Source organism: Streptomyces sp. NPDC044571, from assembly GCF_040647115.1.
Classification (GTDB): domain Bacteria; phylum Actinomycetota; class Actinomycetes; order Streptomycetales; family Streptomycetaceae; genus Streptomyces.
The window spans coordinates 1-17,218 of the sequence record NZ_JBEZBN010000001.1 but is presented as its reverse complement, the minus strand read 5'-3'; the positions used below and the strand labels follow the sequence as shown (position 1 = coordinate 17,218).

Here is a 17,218-nt window from a genome sequence, read left to right as displayed (position 1 = left end):
GGGTCAGGCGGTGTCCTGACGGGAGGAGCTGTGCAGCCAGACCCGGAGCGGGCCGAGCACGGTGAAGCCGTGGCGCACCGCGGTGTCGAGGTCGTCGCCGGACTCGTAGCCGACCACGGGAAGGTCCGGCCACAGCTGCGCCACAGCGGTGAGGCCGCCCCGCCAGGCCTCGTCGGCCGGGGTGCCCTCGGCGGTGAACACGTTGGAGAGGCCGACGACCCCGGCCGCGACGCTCGCGACGGCCCCGGCGACGACCACCCCGCCCGCCGAACCCGCCAGCAGGGCGATGTCCCCGGTCAGCAGCCCGGGGTGGAACAGGCCGGTGCACTCCCCGCCGTCCCAGGCGGTCTCCCATGCCTCCAGCTCCGCCACGGTGCGGACGCGCGACCACTCCAAGCCGGGGGCCGCCGGAACCGGGACGCCGGCCGGGCGGTGGATCCAGCGGGCCTCGAAGAGCACCTCGAACCCCGCAGGGCCCAGGTCGAGGTCGGCGAAGCTGTCCTTGACCGAGCAGCCGGGGGAGTCGGTGTCCGTCCCGGCCAGCAGCGCCGCGGCCGAGGCGTGGCGGGTGAGGGTCACGGCGTCGGGGTACAGGGGCGGGGTCCGGCGGGCACTGCTCCAGCCATCGGCCGAGAACGCGCCGCCGCGGCAGACCGCGGCGCACCACTCGGCGTTGTTGCGTGCCGCCGCCGGCAGGAGTTCTTCGGTGTTCGGGGTGGTGATCACGCGGGGCATCCTGGCACACGCCCTAACCTGGCCGGATGTCATCTTCCGCGCACCTCCGCGAGGGGCCCCGGATCGGCCTGCGCCCCTTCCGGCTCGCCGACGGCCCCGAGTTCACCGCCCGCGCCCGCGAGAGCCGGGCACTGCACCGCCCGTGGCTGGCGCCGCCGGCGACGCCCGAGGAGTACGAGCCGTACGCGCGGCGGCTGATCGAGGGCGAGGGGGACGGGGCCCGGGCGGGCTACCTGGTGTGCGAGCGGGAGACCGGCGCCATCGGCGGCTTCGTCAACATCAACAACATCGTCCGCGGCGCCTTCCAGTGCGGGGCGCTCGGCTACGGCGCGTTCGCGCACGCCGCCGGGCGCGGGCTGATGCGGGAGGCGCTCGGGCTGGTGGTCGACCACGCCTTCACCCCCGCCGACGCGGGGGGCCTGGCCCTGCACCGCCTGGAGGCCAACATCCAGCCGGGCAACACGGCGTCCCTCGCGCTGGTGCGCGGGGCCGGCTTCCGACTGGAGGGCTTCTCCCCGGAGTTCCTGTACGTGGAGGGGGCCTGGCGGGACCACGAGCGCTGGGCCCTGACCGCCGGAACGCCGCGCCGGCGACCGGAGTCCGCGTAACGCTCCGGCCAGGGCTTTGCGTAATCCTGACCGGTGGTGATCTGCGGAACCCCTGTGCACCGGCCGCCGTGGCGTGTTCCATTTCCTGCATGGCCACCACCGTCCGCCGCGCCGTACTGACCCTGCCCGCAGCTCCCTTGGGGCCCGAGAACCCGCTCCCGGCCCTCCGCGCGCCCGCCGAGGCCCACACCCTGGACGAGCGGTCCCGCGAAGGCCTCCCGCGCGACATGGCACGGCAGATCGGCTACGAGCCGCTCCGGTCGCTGTTGCCCGTCCGGCTCCGGGACGGGTACCAACGCCGGCGCCAGGAGCGCGACTTCGAGGCGATCGTCATCGAGAACGCGCACCTGCGGGCCACCGTCCTGCCCGGGCTCGGCGGCCGGGTGCACTCGCTGGTGCACGTCCCCACCGGACGCGAACTGCTGTACCGCAACCCGGTGTTCCAGCCGGCCAACTTCGCCCTGAACGGTGCCTGGTTCTCCGGCGGGATCGAGTGGAACATCGGCGCCACCGGCCACACCACCCTCTCCTGCGCCCCGCTGCACGCCGCGCTCGTCCCGGCTCCGGACGGGGGCGTCATGGTACGGCTGTGGGAATGGGAACGGCTGCGCGACCTGCCCTTCCAGGTGGACCTGTGGCTGCCGCAGGACGCGGAGTTCCTCTACGTGGGCGTCCGCGTGCGCAACCCGCACGAGCGGCCCGCGCCCGTCTACTGGTGGTCCAACACCGCCGTCCCGGAGAACCCCGGCACCCGGGTGCTCGCCCCCGCCGACGAGGCCTGGCACTTCGGGTACGAGCGGTCCCTGCGCCGGATCCCCGTCCCGCAGTGGGAGGGCGCCGACCGCACCTACCCGCTGGACAGCTCCTACCCGGCCGACTTCTTCTACGAGGTCCAGGACGGGGCCCGGCCGTGGATCGCCTCCCTGGACGCCGACGGGCGCGGTCTCGTCCAGACGTCCACGGCCCGGCTGCGCGGGCGCAAGCTGTTCGTGTGGGGCGCGGGCGAGGGCGGCCGGCGCTGGCAGGAGTGGCTGACGGCGCCCGGCACCGGCGGCTACGCGGAGATCCAGGCGGGACTGGCCCGCACCCAGCTGGAGCACGTACGGCTGGAGCCCGGGGCGGAGTTCAGCTGGCTGGAGGCGTACGGGCCGCTGACCGCGGATCCCGCGGCGGTGCACGGGCCCGACTGGGCGGCGGCCCGCGGCGAGGCGCTGCGGGCCCTGGACGCCGCACTGCCGGGCGAGCTGGTCGAGGAGGCGTACAAGGCGTGGCGCGGAGCGGCCGACACCGAACCGGGGGAACGCCTGGCGGTGGGCTCGGGGTGGGGGGCGCTGGAGGTGCTGTGCGCGGGCCACAAGCTGCCCGGCACCCCCTTCGAGGAAGCCGTGCTCGGCGAGGAGCAGGCGCCCTGGCTGGAGCTGTGGCGCACCGGGGTCTTCCCGACCCCCCGACGGGTGGCGCCGCCGGGGCCGAGCCTGGTGGCCCCGCACTGGCGGGACATGCTGGAGACGGCCCCGGCGGAGCCGCTGACCGAATACCACCTGGGCGTGGCGCAGTGGCATGCCGGCGATGTGGCCCAGGCGGTCCGCAGCTGGGAGCGGGGCCTCGCGCTGGCGCCCTCGCGCTGGCCGCTGCTGCGCTGCCTGGCGGTGGCCGACCTGCTGGCGGGTGACCGGGACCGGTCGGCCGAGCGCTACGCGGAGGCCTTCGACGACCTGATGGCGGAGAGCCGGGGCGGTGATCCGTGGACGGCCGCCGAGTGCGCGCTGGGAGGGGAGGCGATGGCGGCCCTGCTGGCGGCGGGCCGCCTGCCCGCGGCGCGTTCGGTGTGGGAGCGGCTGCGGCCGGCCCTGCGGGAGCAGGGCCGGTTCCGGCTGCTCGCCGCCCGGCTGCTCGCGGCGGAGGGCCATGTGGGCGCGGCCCGGCGGGTGTTCGAGGACGGCTTCGAGCTGCCGGACCTGCGGGAGGGGGACGAGATCCTCTCCGAGGTCTGGTCCCGCCTGACGGACCGCCCCCTCCCGCCGTCCTACGACTTCCGCATGCGCCCGCCCGGCTGACGCACCGCCGCCGGATCAGGCGCGGCAGAGGATTTCGCCGTGCAGGACCGAGAACCAGGCGTCCGGGGCCGCGGCCCAGCGGTGCCAGGAGTCCGCGATCGCGGTCAGGTCCGCGGGGGTGGTGTGGCCGCCCCCGGTCGCGATCGCCGCGTACGACGAGGCCGTCGTCCGGTCCGCCCACAGTGCCGACCACCAGGCGACCTCCTCCGGCTCGGCGAAGCACCAGGCCGTCGCCGAGGAGGCCACCTCGGTGAAGCCCGCCGCCCTCGCCCACGCGAGCAGGCGGCGTCCGGCGTCCGGTTCGCCGCCGTTGGCGCGGGCCACCCGCCGGTACAGGCCCAGCCACTCCTCCAGGCCCGGTTCGGCCGGGTACCAGGTCATCGCCGCGTAGTCCGCGTCCCGCGCGGCGACCACCCCGCCCGGCCGGCACACGCGCCGCATCTCGCGCAGTGCCTGCACCGGGTCACCGACGTGCTGGAGCACCTGGTGCGCGTGGACCACGTCGAAGGAGCCGTCCGGGAAGTCCAGCGCGTGGACATCGGCCGTGGCGAAGGAGACGGCGCCGGCCAGGCCCCGCTCCTTCACGTACGCCGAGGCCTGTTCCACCACGTCCCGCGCGGCGTCCACCGCCGTGACGTGTCCGCCCGGGGAGACCAGTTCCGCCAGGTCCGCCGTGATGGTGCCCGGTCCGCAGCCCACGTCCAGGACCGACATCCCGGGACGCAGCTCACCGATCAGGTACGCCGCCGAGTTGGCGGCCGTGCGCCAGCGGTGGGAGCGCAGCACCGACTCGTGGTGGCCGTGCGTGTAGACGGCCTTCTCGTGGGGACTCATGGACGGATCCTCCTCGTCGAAGCGTTGTGGCCACCGTAAACGATCAGCCCGTCATATGAGATCTGCGTTTTGACATGTGGACAGAAGCCTTGCGGCCACTGGGGAGATGCCAGGTCGGTGGCAGGGCGAAGCAGGGGCGAGGACAGTGGGCTGAAGAGGCATGACACCCCTGCGGAGGACGGTGACCCCCATGCCGGACACGCTGCTCGAAACGAACGCCGAGGCGCTGCGGCTCTTCGGCGAGCGCGTGCGCGCCGTCGAGGACGACCAATGGGGCGCACCCACCCCCTGCACCGAGTGGACCGTGCGCGACCTGGTCAACCACGTCACCGCCGAGCAGCTCTGGATCCCGCCACTGGTCGGCGAGGGCCGCACCGTCGAGGAGGTGGGCGACCGCTTCTCCGGTGATGTGCTCGGCGACGATCCCCTCGCCTCCTGGGAGCGGGCCGCGGCCGCCGCGCAGGCGGCCTTCTCGGCGCCCGGCGCCCTGGACCGCACGGTCACGCTCTCCTACGGGCCCTCGCGCGGCGCGGCGTACTGCTCGGAGCTGACCGCCGACTGCGTCGTGCACACCTGGGACCTGTCCCGGGCCCTCGGAGCCGAGGAGCGGCTGCCGGACGGGCTGGTCGAGTTCTCCCTCAAGGAGGTCATGCCCTATGCGGACGGGCTCGCGGCGAGCGGGATGTACGCCGAGCCGCTGGAGGTGCCCGCGGGCGCCGACGCCCAGACGCGGCTGCTGGCCCTGCTGGGCAGACGGGCCTGATCCCGCCGCCCTGCCCGGGCCGTTCCCGGCGGCGGGCGAGGGGCGGCGGGCGATAACAGGCGTACCGCCGGGAACAACCGTATAAAGGGCTTGCGGTAGGCGGAGCACACGGCGAGTCGGCGACGGACGGGAAGGGCAGGGCGCGGTGTCGGGCACGGAGGGGCTGCAGCGGACGGCGGAGGGCCGCGGTCCGGTCCGGTACGGGCCGCTCGCGCCCCAGCCGGGCCTGCCCGTCCTGCCCGAGCTCACTGCCGTGATCGCCGCGGCCGCCGAGCGTTCCGCCCCCGAACCCCCGGGCGGCGGGGAGCCGGTACGCGCCGCCGCCTGCCGGCACTGGGAGCGGCGCGGCCTCGCCACCGAACCGGAGCACGTGGCCGCCGGGCCCGGAGCACCCGCCGTCCTTCTCGCGCTGCTCGGCGCGTTCGGCGGCGACGTGATGCTGCCGCGGCCCTGCCCCGCCTGGTGGACCCCCCAGGTCCGGCTGCTGGGCCGTCGGGCCTACCACGTGCCGACCCCCGCCGAGTGCGGGGGCGTACCGGATCCGTACGCCCTGTTGGAGACCGTACGGCGGGTGCGTGCCGAAGGCGGGGACCCGCGGGTCCTGCTGCTCTCGGTCGCCGACGACCCCACCGCGACCGTGCCCCCGCCCGAGCTGCTGCGCGAGGCGTGCGAGGCCGCCGCGTCCGCAGGGCTGTTCGTCGTCAGCGACGAAAGCTGGCGCGACACCGTCCACCGGCCGCACGAGACCCTGGTGCTCAGCCCCGCCGAGATGCTCCCCGACGACGCCGCCGTCCTCCTCGACCTGTCCGGCGCACTGCTGCCGGCGGGTTGGCCCGCCGCCGTGGTCCGCTTCCCCGGGACCCCGCGCGGAACCTGGCTCCAGGCCCGCACCCTCGACATGCTCACCGCGACGGGCGCGATGGTGGCGGGCCCGGTCGCCGGCGCGGCCGCGCACGCCCTCGACGAGCCCGACGCCGTCTCCGGCCGCGCCCGGGCGGCCGCCGCGCTGCACGGGGCGGTCGCCGCCGCCGCGCACCGCCGAGTCCTGGCCGTCGGCGCGCTCGCCCTGCCGCCGCAGGCGGGCCGCCACCTGTACGCCGACCTGACCCCGCTGCGGGAGGGACTGGCCGGCCACGGGGTCCGCGACGCGATGGAACTGGAGGACTACCTCGGCGGCAGGCTCGGCGTACCCACGCCCGGCGGCCAGCGGTTCGCCGACGAACTCGGTGCGCTGCGGGTCCGGTTGTCGACGGGGCCGCTGCTGGGTGCCACCCCCGAGGAGCGGCTCGCCGCGCTCACCGCGCGCGATCCCCTCGCACTGGACCACGTGCGGGGCGCCCTGGACCGCCTCGGATCGGTACTGGCCGGGCTCGCCTCCTGAAACGACCTGCGGTGAAGGGAGACTTCGCGATGAGGGACCGGACTGACGCCCCGCCGGCCGACCCGCCGGGCGGCCGCGCGGCAGCGGTACGGACCGCCGTCCCCCCGGCCGCGCCGTCCGCACCCGCGCCGTCCGCGCCCGCGCCACCACCTCCCGCACCGGCCACCGCACCGCGCCCGCTCGGCGAACTCCGCCACTGGCCCGCCTCCTTCGCGGACCGGCTCACCACCCCGCTGCCCGGGGTCCGCGCCTTCGCCCGGCTGGCCCGTGAAGGCGCCTTCCGGCCCGGCCCCGAAGGGCTGCGCGGGATCCCCGACCTGCCGTACGCGCCCGGCCCGCTCCCCACCGTGGCCGCCGGCCGCATCGGAGCGACCTGGGCGGGCCACGCCAGCTGGGTGCTGCGGGTCGGCGGGCTGACCGTCCTCACCGACCCGGTCTGGTCCCGGCGGATCCTGGGAACCCCCGCCCGGATGACGCCCGTCGGCGTGCGCTGGGAGGACCTGCCGCCGGTGGACGCGGTGGTGATCAGCCACAACCACTACGACCACCTCGACGCCCCCACCCTGAGGCGGCTGCCCCGGCACACCGCGCTCTTCGTCCCGGCGGGCCTCGCCCGCTGGTGCCGCCGCCGTGGCTTCACCCGGGTCACGGAGCTCGACTGGTGGGAGTCGGCCGAACTGGGCGGCGTACGCTTCGAGTTCGTACCGGCGCACCACTGGTCGAAGCGGTCCCTGATCGACACCTGCCGGACGCTGTGGGGCGGCTGGGTCCTCACCGACGTCCGCGCCGCCGGCGGGCCGGAACCGAGGAAGGTCTACTTCGCCGGCGACACGGGGTACGGCCACTGGTTCGGGCAGATCGGCCGGCGGCATCCGGGCATCGACCTGGCGCTGCTGCCGATCGGGGCCTACGCGCCCCGGTGGTGGCTGAGTGATGTCCACGCCGACCCGGAAGAGGCCGTACAGGCGTGCCGGGACGTCGGGGCGCGGCGGATGGCGCCCATGCACTGGGGCACTTTCGTCCTGTCGGCCGAGCCGGTGACGGAGCCGCTGGAGCGGGTACGGGCGGCATGGTCCCGCGCCGGCCTCGCCCGCGAGGACCTGTGGGACCTGCCCATCGGCGCCTCCCGCACCTGCTGAGGGGGATCACGGCCGGACGCGGCGCCACAGCGCCGGACCCGCGCTGACCAGCAGCGCCAGGCCCACCGCCAGGGCCACGCCCTTCCACGGCTCGGAGAACAGCGAGCCGCCGAGGATGCCGATCAGCCCGTACGTCGCCGCCCACGCCAGGCACGCCGGTGCGTCCCCGCGGGCGAAGCGGCGCAGCGGGAGCTGCGCCAGCAGGCAGGCGAGCATCACCGGCATCCGGCCCGCGGGAACCAGCCGCGAGAGCACCAGCACCAGCACTCCGTGCCGCTCCAGCTTCACCTGCGCCTGCGCGAGCCGCTCCGGGGTCGCCCGGCCGCGCAGCCCCTCCAGCCACCGCGAGCCGCCGCGGGAACGCACCCCGCGCATGCCCAGCCAGTACAGCGCCACGTCGCCGGTGAAGGCGGCCAGGGCGGACACCCCGAACACGAGCAACACCCCGAGGGGCAGCGGCTGCTGGTGGAAGGCCACCACCGCCGCCGAACTCACCAGCGCCCCCGTCGGGATCACCGGCACCAGCGCGCCCAGCGCCACCAGCACGAACAACGCCGGGTAGCCGACCGCCTGCCCGGTGCTCTCCGGCGGCACCTGACCGGCTGCCGCCACCACGGCGTGCCAGCTCACGGAAGCCGTACCCGTTCGCCGTGGTCCGGGACGCGGACGGCCACCTTCGGCGCGAGCTGCCGCGCCCGGCGCTCGAACTCGGCGCCCGGCGCATGGAATTCGTGCGGCCGCACCGCGTCCATCCCGATCGGCCAGTACGTCCCGTAGTGCACCGGCACCGCCGCGGCCGGCGCCAGCGCGGCCACCGCCTGCGCCGCCCGGCCCGCGTCCAGGTGCCCGGGCCCCAGGTACGGGCCCCAGCCGCCCACCGGCAGCAGCGCCACGTCCACCGGGCCGACCTCCTGCGCCATCGCGTCGAACCACCCGGTGTCCCCGGCGAAGTACGTGCGCGCAGCCCCCTGCACCACGTACCCGAGCGCCGGCGCGAGCCGGGGCCCGAACGGCAGCCGCCGCCCGTCGTGCCGCGCGCGCACCGCCCGTACCCGTACGCCCTCCCGTACGCCGACCTCGTCGCCCGCGGCCACCTCCGTCACCGCCAGCCCGCGCGCCCCCGCCACCCGGACGAGCCCCGGCACGGCCCGGCGCGCCCCGCGCGGCACCAGCAGCCGGGTCCCGGGCGCCAGCCGCGCCAGCGACGGCAGATGCAGATGGTCCGCGTGCAGATGCGACACCAGGACCACGTCCGCCTCCGCGGCCTCCGGCGGGGGCACCTCCCCGCGCCGCCGCAGATGCGCCAGGCGCCGGGCGAACAGCGGGTCCGTCAGCAGCCGGACGCCGGAATCCTCGACCGTGCAGGTGGCGTGCCCCCACCAGGTGATCTCCACCGCACCCGGCCTCCTCCCGCTCCCCGTGCTCACGGTCGAGCCTAGATCCTGCCCCGCTCGGGAGCCCCGAACCGGAGGGGTCCGCCCCCTCCTCGCGGGCGGCCGATCGGAGTAGGGTCGGGCGGCATGGATGAGCTGCGCGTGGCCGCGATCGCCAGCCTGGCCCCGCTTGAGGATCTGGACGCCGACCCGTTCGCCGTGGACACCCGGAGCCAGCACGCCATGTGCGCGCGCTGGGCTGCCGACCGGGGCTACGTGGTGACGCGGGAGCTGCTCTTCTACGGGCTGCGTGCCGACCACTGCGGCATCTGGTGCGACGTCGACTCCGGGCAGATCGACCTGTTCGTCGCCCCCAACCAGCGGGTCCTCGCGCGCGCCCTGCGCTCCGTCGAGGAGTTCACCGCCGAGTGCAGGCGCCGCGGCGTACGGCTGGAGACCGCCGGACTCGACGAGCCGCGGTACACCTCCGCGATGAAGGCCGAGGTCCACCGGCGGCTGTCCATGCCGACCGCCGGCTACGACGGCACATGACCCCGCGCGCCCTCCCGCCCGACGCCCCACGAGGCGGCGGGGACCGGGTGGGCGGCGCGCGCCCGCGGGCATCTCCCCGGTGGGAAGACACGAGGCGGGTACGGCGTGCGGCGAGGACGGTGGCGGACCACGGGCAGCGCCCTGGCACGGGTGATCGTCGTCTGGGCGGTGTCCACCCTCACCCTGCTCGCACTGGCCGGACTCCTCCCGGACTTCCGGCTGCGCTCCGGCGACGACGACAGCCTCACGCAGATCGGGCTGACCGCGGCCTGGGGGGCGGGGGCCTTCGGCCTGTTGAGCGCCCTCGTATGGCCGCTGCTGGTGCGGGCCCTGCTGCTGGTGCCCGCCCTGGTGCTCGGCCTGCTGGTCTTCTTCCTCAACGGGTCGCTGCTGCTGATCGCGCTCAGCCTGATCCCCTCCGGGGGCGGGGAGGCGGAACCGGAGACCGCCGTCGTGGTGGCCGCGGTGATGTCCGCCGTCGCGTCGGCGACCTCGACGGCGCTCGCGGTGCGCGACGACGGGGCGTACCGGCGCAGGCTCTACCGGCTCGCCGCCCGCCGCCGCGGAAGGGGCGGCCGCGGCGGGCCCGGCACGGCCGCGCCCGGCGTGCTCATGCTCCAGCTGGACGGCGTTGGGTACGAGGCGCTGCGCCATGCCGCAGGCAGCGGGGTGATGCCCACGGTGGCCGGCCGGCTCGGCGGCAGCCACCGCCTCACCTCCTGGCGCACCGACTGGTCCAGCCAGACCGGAGCCAGCCAGCTCGGCATCCTGCACGGCTCCGCCTTCGACGTGCCTGCGTTCCGCTGGTACGAGAAGGACACCGGCGAGGTGGTGGTCTGCAACCGGCCGACCAGTGCCGCCGAGCTCCAGCGGCGTGCGATCGCCCGCACCGGGGACGGCGGACTGCTCACGCTGGACGGGGCCGGACGCGGCAACCTGTTCAGCGGCGGCGCCGACCAGCTGGCGCTGGTGCTGTCGGTGTCGGCGCGGCGGGGCCGGGCGAACCGGTCCCGCGCGGGCTATTTCGCGTACTTCTCCGATCCGGCCAACGCCGTCCGCACCGCGCTGTCCTTCGCCGCGGAGGTGGTACGGGAGGTCGGGCAGTCGTTGCGGGCGCGGCTGCGGGCGGAGCAGCCGAGGGTGGCGCGGGGCGGGCTGTACCCGCTGATCCGGGCCTTCGCCACGGTGGTCGAGCGGGACGTCGTCGTCGCGGCGGTGATCGGCGACATGCTGGCGGGACGTACGGCGATCTACGCGGACCTGGTCGGCTACGACGAGGTCGCCCACCACTCGGGGCCCCGCAGCCGGGACACCGACCAGGTGCTGGCCCGTATCGACCGCAGCCTCGCGCTCCTGGCCCGGGTCGCCGAGCACGCGCCGCGGGAGTACCGGATCGTGCTGCTGTCGGACCACGGCCAGAGCCCGGGGGAGACATTCCTTGCCCGGTACGGGCTGACCCTGAAGGATCTGGTCCGGGCGGGCTGCGGGCTGCCGGTCTCCCGCCGGGCGGGCCGCACGCACAGTGGCGCCGAGGCCCGCGCCGCCGTCCTCGCCGCGCTCCACCGGCCGGTGGAGGAGGGGGAGCAGGCCCACCCGGTTCGGGGACCGGACCCGGTGGTGCTGGCCTCCGGGAACCTCGGGCTGATCTCCTTTCCGGACGTCCCGGGCCGGGCCACCCGCGAGCAGATCGAGCGGGCGCACCCGGCTCTGCTGGCGACCCTGGCCAACCACCCGGGGGTGGGGTTCCTGCTGGTGGACGGGGAGGTACTGGGGCCCGGCGGGGCCGTGGCCCGGCTGGACGAGCCGGGCGCGGCGCAGGAACTGCTGGCGCCGTTCGGGCCGGGGGCGGTGGAGGCCGTCCGGCGGACCGACGGCTTCCCGCACGTGGCGGACATCATGGTGAACTCGGCGTACGACCCGCTCACGGGGACGGTGCACGCCTTCGAGGAGCAGATCGGCTCGCACGGCGGGCTGGGCGGGGAGCAGGGGCACGCCTTCCTGATGTGGCCGACGGTCCTGTCGCCTCCCAGCGCGGACGGCGGGGACGGCGGGGAGCTGGTCGGTGCGGAGGCGGTGCACCGGGTGTTGCGGCGTTGGCTGCGGGAGGGCGACGGCCCGCAGGTGCCGCTGCAGGATCCACGGCCGGAAGCGGCATCGAGCGGAGTCTTTCCGTCCGCAACCGTGCCCGGGCAGGACGAAAACCGCTGATTTGGCGCGGGTTTGTGCGTGGCCGACGATATGTCGACCTGTCCGGCATGTGAAACACCCGAGGCGTACCACCCGTGAGCACCACCCTGCACGCCCCCTCCCCGACCGGGGCCGCGACGACGGCCGGGAAGACGATCGAGGAGGCGACCGCCGAGGCGGCGGGCCCGCACGCCCGGCGTTTCGGCCTCCCCGTCGCGACCTGCCTGGTCATGGGCAACATCATCGGCGGCGGGATCTTCGTGCTGCCCGCCTCGGTCGCACCGTTCGGCACGATCAGCCTGCTCGCGTTCGGGGTGCTCACCGTCGGGGCGATCGCCCTCGCCCTGGTCTTCGGCCGGCTCGCCGAACGCCTCCCGCAGACCGGGGGCCCCTACGTGTACGCCCGCGCCGCGTTCGGCGACTTCGCCGGCTTCGTCGCGGCCTGGAGCTACTGGATCACCACCTGGGTCTCCAACGCGGCCCTCGCGGTCGCGGCGGTCGGCTACCTGGCCGTGCTCTTCCCGGCCGTCGGGCAGCACAAGGCGGCGATGTGCCTGGCCGCGCTCACCGTCCAGTGGCTCCCCGCGCTGGCCAACCTGGCCGGCACCCGGTACGTGGGCGCGGTCCAACTGGTCTCCACCGTCCTGAAGTTCGCCCCGCTGCTGCTGGTGGCCGTGGGCGGCCTCTTCTTCTTCGACCCGGCGAACCTCGGCCCCTTCCGGGCCACCGGCCAGAGCCCGGTCGGCGCGGTCTCCGCCTGCGCGGCGATCCTGCTCTTCAGCTACCTCGGCGTGGAGTCGGCCGCCGTCAGCGCGGGCGAGGTCCGCGACCCGGCCCGCAACGTCGGCCGGGCCACCGTCCTCGGCACGGCCGGGGCGGCCCTCGTCTACCTGCTCGGCACCCTCGCCGTCTTCGGCCTGGTCGCCCACGACCGGCTGGTCGCCTCGCAGGCCCCGTTCACCGACGCCGTGAACGCCATGTTCGGCGGAACCTGGGGCGGCACCCTGGTGGCCTGCGCCGCGGTCGTCTCGATGGTCGGCGCGCTCAACGGCTGGACCCTGCTCAGTGCGCAGACCCCGTACGCCGCCGCCAAGGACGGGCTCTTCCCGAAGGTCTTCGAGACCAGGAAGCGGGGCGTTCCCGTGGCCGGCGTGCTCGTCACCGCCGCCTTGGCCTCCGGCCTGACCGTCTACAACTACGCCGTGGGCGCGGACGGCGTCTTCGAGGTCCTCGTCCTGGTCACCACCTTCACGGCGACCGTCCCCTACCTGCTCTCCGCCGCCGCGCAGGTCTACTTCCTGCTGTCCGGGCAGTCCGCGCGCGTCCACCGCGGCCGACTGCTGCGCGACGGGATCCTCGCCGTCCTCGCCTTCGGCTTCTCGATGTGGCTGGTGGCGGGCTCGGGCCACGCGGCCGTCTACCAGGGCGTGCTGTTCCTGTTCGCAGGCGTCCTCGGCTACGCCGCGATGTCCGCGCGCAGGCAGCACGCTGCCGCCTGACCTGCGGAGTAGCGTGGGATCCGGGCACAGACGGGGAGCAGCCAGGGGGCAGTAAGGGGTCGCCATGTCCGCGATCAGACAGAGCATCGACATCGCGCGCCGTCCCGAAGAGGTCTACACCTACATCACGGATCCCGCGCACCTGCCCGAGTGGCAGGCGAGCGCGCTCTCCGCCCGCCCGCTCGACGACGCACCGCCGCACGTGGGACAGCGCGTCGCCGTCACACGCCGGATGGGCAGGAGGGACCTCCCGATGACCATGGAGGTCGTGGAGCTGGACCCACCGCGGAGCTGGCACCTCCACGGAGTCGACGGCCCCGTACGCGGCGATGTGCGCGGGACCATCGAACCGCTCGACGACGGCAGGCGCTCGCGCGTCACCCTGGCCCTCGACTTCGAGGGGCACGGCATCGGCAGGGTCCTCGCCCCCTTGGTGGTCAAGCCGTTCGCCCGCAAGGAGATGCCGCGCAGCGAGGAGAAGCTCAAGCACCTCCTCGAACACGCCTAGACACCGGCGGGCCGGCCTTTCGGCCGGCCCGGCGGGCTCAGTCCAGGTAGTCGCGCAGGACCTGCGAACGCGACGGATGGCGCAGCTTCGACATCGTCTTGGACTCGATCTGGCGGATCCGCTCACGGGTGACCCCGTAGACGCGGCCGATCTCGTCCAGGGTCTTCGGCTGGCCGTCGTTGAGGCCGTACCGCATGGAGACCACGCCCGCCTCGCGCTCGGAGAGCGTGCCCAGGATCGACTGGAGCTGCTCCTGGAGGAAGGTGAAGGAGACCGCGTCGGCCGGGACGACCGCCTCGGAGTCCTCGATGAGGTCACCGAACTCGCTGTCGCCCTCCTCACCCAGCGGGGTGTGCAGGGAGATCGGCTCACGGCCGTACTTCTGGACCTCGATGACCTTCTCGGGGGTCATGTCGAGCTCCTTGCCCAGCTCCTCCGGAGTGGGCTCCCGGCCCAGGTCCTGGAGCATCTGGCGCTGCACGCGGGCGAGCTTGTTGATGATCTCGACCATGTGCACGGGGATGCGGATGGTGCGCGACTGGTCGGCCATGGCACGCGTGATCGCCTGCCGGATCCACCAGGTCGCGTACGTGGAGAACTTGAAGCCCTTGGTGTAGTCGAACTTCTCCACGGCGCGGATCAGGCCGACGTTGCCCTCCTGGATCAGGTCCAGGAAGAGCATGCCGCGGCCGGTGTAGCGCTTGGCCAGGGAGACCACGAGGCGGAGGTTGGCCTCCAGCAGGTGGTTCTTGGCGCGACGGCCGTCCTCGACCAGGATCTCCAGCTCGCGACGGTAGGCGGGCTTGTGGTCCTCCTCCTCTTCGAGCTTGTACTCGGAGAAGAGTCCGGCCTCGATCCGCTTGGCGAGCTCGACCTCCTGCTCGGCGTTGAGCAGCGGCACCTTGCCGATCAGCTTCAGGTAGTCCTTGACGGGGTCGGCGGTGGCACCGGCCACCATGACCGTCTGCGCCGGGGCGTCGTCCTCGTCGTCGTCGGACAGGACGAAGCCCTGGGCGCCGCCCGCCTTGGGCGCTTCCTCCTCGACGTCGTCGACGAGGTCCTCGGCAGCCCAGTCCTCGCCCTCGACGACCGGGGTCTCGCCCTCGTCGGCGTCCTTGGCGGTGGTCTTCTTGGCCGCGGCGGTCTTCTTGACCGCGGTCTTCTTCGCGGCGGTCTTCTTGACCGTCCGCTTCTTCGGCTCGGCGGCGGCCTCGGCCGTCACCTCTTCCGCGGCGGGCGCGGTCGCCGCAGCGGGTATCGCCGCCGCGGCGGAGGGGGCCGTGGCGGCGGCCGAGGCCTTGCGCGCGCCGATGGGGCGCGGCGCGGCGGCCGCCTTCTTGGTCACGGTGCGGGCAGGCGCAGCGGCCGCCTTGCGGGGCTTCTTGGCGGCAGCCTTCGTGGCGGGCGCGGCGCTGACGTGCAGCGCGACACCCTCCTCGTCCAGGACCTGGTTCAGGCTGCGCAGGACCCGCTTCCACTGGTCCACCGGGATGCGGCCGGCCTCGAAGGCCTGGCGCACGTCGTCACCGTTGATGTGACCCTGCTCGCGGCCGCGCTCGACGAGCGCGACGAGGGCCTCCGATTCGGCGATCTCCGGAGGGAACGTACGGGACGGGCTGAGCGACACAAGGAGCCTCTCGTTGCGAACAGATAGGGAGTGGGCGGGACATCATCGCGCGGACTCGGGAAAACAGACCCGGGGGGGTCTGTATTCCGGGGCCGCGCGAGGACACCTGTCGGTTCATCGCATGCCCGAGTCGATTCGTTACGCGCTGAATTGAGTGACCTGCGCCACGCTGTGGGCGGGCAACCGATCCGCCGTGGATCCGTCCGCGCCCCTTCCGACCCTTCCGTCAGCCCGTTTTGCGGGCTTCTATGAGGAAACGGGCGGTGTGCGCCACGAACGGGCCTTCGCGTTCGATCCGTTCGTGGAGCTCTCGCAGCCGGTCCCGGTACTGCCCGACCGTGAAGCCGGGCACCATCCAGATCACCTTCCGGAGAAAGTAGATCACGGCTCCGATGTCGTGGAACTCCGTACGCGGTCTTTCGGCGCGCAGATCCACCACTTCCAGGCGCGCCTTCCCGGCCCCGGCGACCGCGTCATCCGGGTGCCGGGCGCGCCGCACCTGCTCAGGCTGCGGCCCGAGGAAGTACTCGACCAGCTCGAAGACGCTCGCCGGCCCGACCTGCTGGGACAGGTACGTGCCGCCCGGCTGCAGGACCCGGGCGAGGCGCTCGCCCAGCAGCCGGTGGTAGCCCCAGGAGGGGCGCTGCTCGGTGGCCCGGCCGTCTGGCCAGGAGAAGTCCCGTCCGTCCACGGAGACGGACTCCGCCTCGGCGACGAGGTCGTCGAAGGTGCGTGTCATGGCCCCATCGTCCCAGCGGAAGCGCCGGTGATCCACCGGTTTGACCGCTTGTGGGTGGTCTCCGCGTCTTCCCCGGTGGACCGGCCGCCACGTCGATTACAGTGGGACCGGGCCGTGACTGGCGTTCGGGTGGATCACCACCGGGGAGCGGCCCGGCGCACCCCCGTGCGTCGACTGCCGCGCGCCTGGGCGAACCGCGATCCCGCAGCGACGCTCAGGAGATCCCATGACGACTGCCCCGTCCGTTCCGCAGGCCCCGACCGGTGAGCAGGCGCAGACCGCCCGGCTCATGGACGGCACCGCCCTCGCCCGCCGCATCTCGGAGCAGACCGCGGCCTACGCGGCGAAGCTCACCGAGCGCACCGGCACCGCGCCCTGCCTCGCGACCGTGCTGGTCGGCGAGGACCCCGCGTCCGTCACGTACGTCCGCATGAAGCAGAACCGCTGTGCCAAGGCCGGGATCACCTCCCGCCACGTGGAGCTCCCCGCGGAGACCACCACCGAGGAGCTCGTCGCCGCGATCACCGCCCTCTCCGAGGACCCGGAGATCAGCGGCATCCTCCTCCAGCACCCCGTCCCGCACCACATCGACGAGCGCGCCGCCTTCGAGGCCATCGCCCCGGGCAAGGACGTCGACGGCGTCACCATGCACTCCTTCGCCGCCATGGGCTTCGGACTGCCGGGCTTCGTCTCCTGCACGCCCGGCGGCATCATGCGCCTGCTCGCCGAGTACGACGTCGACCTGACCGGCAAGCACGCCGTCGTGGTCGGCCGCAGCGCGATCCTCGGCAAGCCGGCCGGCATGCTGCTGCTGGAGCAGAACGCCACCGTCACCTACTGCCACTCCCGCACCCGGGACCTGCCCTCGATCGTGCGCCAGGCCGATGTGCTGGTCGCCGCCGTCGGCAAGGCCGAGTTCATCCGGGGCGAGGACATCAAGCCCGGCGCGGTGGTCCTGGACGCCGGTTACAACGAGGGCAACGTCGGCGACGTCCACTTCGAGTCGGCCGCCGCCCGGGCCTCGCTGATCACCCCGGTCCCCGGCGGCGTCGGCCCGATGACCATCGCCGTGCTCCTGGAGCAGACCGTGCAGGCGGCCGCCGCCCAGGCCGGCCTGGCGCTCGCCGACCTCTGACACCGGGGCACACCTCCCCGCGGCACGCCCCGCGCCCCGGCCCCCGCGTCCCGGGGGGCGGGGGGTGGCCGGCCCCTGCCG

General features: G+C 74.5%; 16 protein-coding genes and 1 riboswitch. Of the genes, 10 read left to right on the top strand and 6 right to left on the bottom strand.

Annotated features, from left to right (window positions below; all coding sequences use genetic code 11):
- Nucleotides 1–3: 3 nt before the first annotated feature.
- Nucleotides 4–735, bottom strand: coding sequence for a hypothetical protein (locus tag AB0B01_RS00080; RefSeq protein WP_361711382.1), 732 nt, complete (start codon nucleotides 733–735; stop codon nucleotides 4–6).
- 26 nt (nucleotides 736–761) lie between these two features.
- Between AB0B01_RS00080 and AB0B01_RS00075 the strand changes: the two genes are divergently transcribed.
- Both AB0B01_RS00075 and AB0B01_RS00070 read left to right on the top strand, forming a co-directional pair.
- Nucleotides 762–1,343 carry a GNAT family protein gene (locus AB0B01_RS00075; protein WP_361711380.1) on the top strand — a complete coding sequence of 194 codons (582 nt, stop codon included), beginning with the start codon at nucleotides 762–764 and terminating at the stop codon, nucleotides 1,341–1,343.
- Nucleotides 1,344–1,432: 89 nt separating this feature from the next.
- Entirely contained in the window at nucleotides 1,433–3,400 is a 1,968-nt protein-coding gene (locus AB0B01_RS00070; protein ID WP_361711378.1) for a DUF5107 domain-containing protein, read from the top strand.
- Between the two features lie 15 nt (nucleotides 3,401–3,415).
- Here AB0B01_RS00070 and AB0B01_RS00065 read toward each other — a convergent pair whose 3' ends face one another.
- A complete protein-coding gene (locus AB0B01_RS00065; protein ID WP_361711376.1) occupies nucleotides 3,416–4,234 on the bottom strand; it encodes a methyltransferase domain-containing protein in 819 nt (272 codons plus the stop codon).
- A 190-nt stretch (nucleotides 4,235–4,424) separates the two neighbouring features.
- On the opposite strand from AB0B01_RS00065, the gene AB0B01_RS00060 reads away from it, so the two are divergent.
- The 3 genes from AB0B01_RS00060 (at nucleotide 4,425) to AB0B01_RS00050 (ending at nucleotide 7,517) form a co-directional block, all read left to right on the top strand.
- The gene (locus AB0B01_RS00060; RefSeq protein WP_361711374.1) at nucleotides 4,425–4,997 is read left to right on the top strand and encodes a TIGR03086 family metal-binding protein; all 573 of its coding nucleotides are present in this window, start codon (nucleotides 4,425–4,427) and stop codon (nucleotides 4,995–4,997) included.
- Between the two features lie 145 nt (nucleotides 4,998–5,142).
- Entirely contained in the window at nucleotides 5,143–6,378 is a 1,236-nt protein-coding gene (locus AB0B01_RS00055; RefSeq protein WP_361711372.1) for an aminotransferase class I/II-fold pyridoxal phosphate-dependent enzyme, read from the top strand.
- Between the two features lie 29 nt (nucleotides 6,379–6,407).
- A complete protein-coding gene (locus AB0B01_RS00050) occupies nucleotides 6,408–7,517 on the top strand; it encodes an MBL fold metallo-hydrolase (protein ID WP_361711370.1) in 1,110 nt (369 codons plus the stop codon).
- 6 nt (nucleotides 7,518–7,523) lie between these two features.
- Here the strand turns inward: AB0B01_RS00050 and AB0B01_RS00045 are convergent, their stop codons facing one another.
- Together AB0B01_RS00045 and AB0B01_RS00040 are read right to left on the bottom strand one after the other, a co-directional pair.
- Nucleotides 7,524–8,147 carry a VTT domain-containing protein gene (locus AB0B01_RS00045; RefSeq protein WP_361711368.1) on the bottom strand — a complete coding sequence of 208 codons (624 nt, stop codon included), beginning with the start codon at nucleotides 8,145–8,147 and terminating at the stop codon, nucleotides 7,524–7,526.
- Nucleotides 8,144–8,911, bottom strand: a complete 768-nt coding sequence (locus AB0B01_RS00040; RefSeq protein ID WP_361711366.1) for an MBL fold metallo-hydrolase — start codon at nucleotides 8,909–8,911, stop codon at nucleotides 8,144–8,146. Before AB0B01_RS00040 ends, AB0B01_RS00045 begins: the two co-directional genes overlap by 4 nt.
- Before the next feature lie 126 nt (nucleotides 8,912–9,037).
- Here AB0B01_RS00040 and AB0B01_RS00035 point away from each other — a divergent pair, with 126 nt between their 5' ends.
- The 4 genes from AB0B01_RS00035 to AB0B01_RS00020 all read left to right on the top strand — a co-directional run bounded on the left by AB0B01_RS00035 (nucleotide 9,038) and on the right by AB0B01_RS00020 (nucleotide 13,636).
- Complete coding sequence (locus AB0B01_RS00035) at nucleotides 9,038–9,442, top strand: hypothetical protein (RefSeq protein WP_361711364.1); 405 nt, start codon at nucleotides 9,038–9,040, stop codon at nucleotides 9,440–9,442.
- A gap of 105 nt (nucleotides 9,443–9,547) precedes the next feature.
- Complete coding sequence (locus AB0B01_RS00030) at nucleotides 9,548–11,650, top strand: phage holin family protein (protein WP_361711362.1); 2,103 nt, start codon at nucleotides 9,548–9,550, stop codon at nucleotides 11,648–11,650.
- A gap of 134 nt (nucleotides 11,651–11,784) precedes the next feature.
- Nucleotides 11,785–13,128 (top strand): amino acid permease, encoded by a 1,344-nt coding sequence (locus AB0B01_RS00025; RefSeq protein WP_361711723.1) that lies wholly within the window; start codon nucleotides 11,785–11,787, stop codon nucleotides 13,126–13,128.
- 64 nt (nucleotides 13,129–13,192) lie between these two features.
- Nucleotides 13,193–13,636 (top strand): SRPBCC family protein, encoded by a 444-nt coding sequence (locus tag AB0B01_RS00020; RefSeq protein WP_361711361.1) that lies wholly within the window; start codon nucleotides 13,193–13,195, stop codon nucleotides 13,634–13,636.
- A 37-nt stretch (nucleotides 13,637–13,673) separates the two neighbouring features.
- Here AB0B01_RS00020 and AB0B01_RS00015 read toward each other — a convergent pair whose 3' ends face one another.
- Nucleotides 13,674–15,263 carry an RNA polymerase sigma factor gene (locus AB0B01_RS00015; protein ID WP_361711360.1) on the bottom strand — a complete coding sequence of 530 codons (1,590 nt, stop codon included), beginning with the start codon at nucleotides 15,261–15,263 and terminating at the stop codon, nucleotides 13,674–13,676.
- A gap of 226 nt (nucleotides 15,264–15,489) precedes the next feature.
- Nucleotides 15,490–16,002 carry a hypothetical protein gene (locus AB0B01_RS00010; protein ID WP_361711358.1) on the bottom strand — a complete coding sequence of 171 codons (513 nt, stop codon included), beginning with the start codon at nucleotides 16,000–16,002 and terminating at the stop codon, nucleotides 15,490–15,492.
- A gap of 104 nt (nucleotides 16,003–16,106) precedes the next feature.
- Nucleotides 16,107–16,200: riboswitch (ZMP/ZTP riboswitch) on the top strand.
- Between the two features lie 28 nt (nucleotides 16,201–16,228).
- Between AB0B01_RS00010 and AB0B01_RS00005 the strand changes: the two genes are divergently transcribed.
- Nucleotides 16,229–17,137 carry a bifunctional 5,10-methylenetetrahydrofolate dehydrogenase/5,10-methenyltetrahydrofolate cyclohydrolase gene (locus tag AB0B01_RS00005; RefSeq protein WP_361711356.1) on the top strand — a complete coding sequence of 303 codons (909 nt, stop codon included), beginning with the start codon at nucleotides 16,229–16,231 and terminating at the stop codon, nucleotides 17,135–17,137.
- The last annotated feature ends 81 nt before the right edge of the window (nucleotides 17,138–17,218 follow it).

What these genes read in the sequence shown, in the direction of transcription:
- AB0B01_RS00060 (WP_361711374.1), top strand. Translation starts at nt 4,425, where the DNA reads ATGCCGGACACGCTGCTCGAAACGAACGCCGAGGCGCTGCGGCTCTTC.
- AB0B01_RS00005 (WP_361711356.1), top strand. Translation starts at nt 16,229, where the DNA reads ATGACGACTGCCCCGTCCGTTCCGCAGGCCCCGACCGGTGAGCAGGCG.
- AB0B01_RS00050 (WP_361711370.1), top strand. Translation starts at nt 6,408, where the DNA reads ATGAGGGACCGGACTGACGCCCCGCCGGCCGACCCGCCGGGCGGCCGC.
- AB0B01_RS00035 (WP_361711364.1), top strand. Translation starts at nt 9,038, where the DNA reads ATGGATGAGCTGCGCGTGGCCGCGATCGCCAGCCTGGCCCCGCTTGAG.
- AB0B01_RS00010 (WP_361711358.1), bottom strand. Translation starts at nt 16,002, where the DNA reads ATGACACGCACCTTCGACGACCTCGTCGCCGAGGCGGAGTCCGTCTCC.
- AB0B01_RS00065 (WP_361711376.1), bottom strand. Translation starts at nt 4,234, where the DNA reads ATGAGTCCCCACGAGAAGGCCGTCTACACGCACGGCCACCACGAGTCG.
- AB0B01_RS00075 (WP_361711380.1), top strand. Translation starts at nt 762, where the DNA reads ATGTCATCTTCCGCGCACCTCCGCGAGGGGCCCCGGATCGGCCTGCGC.
- AB0B01_RS00080 (WP_361711382.1), bottom strand. Translation starts at nt 735, where the DNA reads ATGCCCCGCGTGATCACCACCCCGAACACCGAAGAACTCCTGCCGGCG.
- AB0B01_RS00070 (WP_361711378.1), top strand. Translation starts at nt 1,433, where the DNA reads ATGGCCACCACCGTCCGCCGCGCCGTACTGACCCTGCCCGCAGCTCCC.
- AB0B01_RS00020 (WP_361711361.1), top strand. Translation starts at nt 13,193, where the DNA reads ATGTCCGCGATCAGACAGAGCATCGACATCGCGCGCCGTCCCGAAGAG.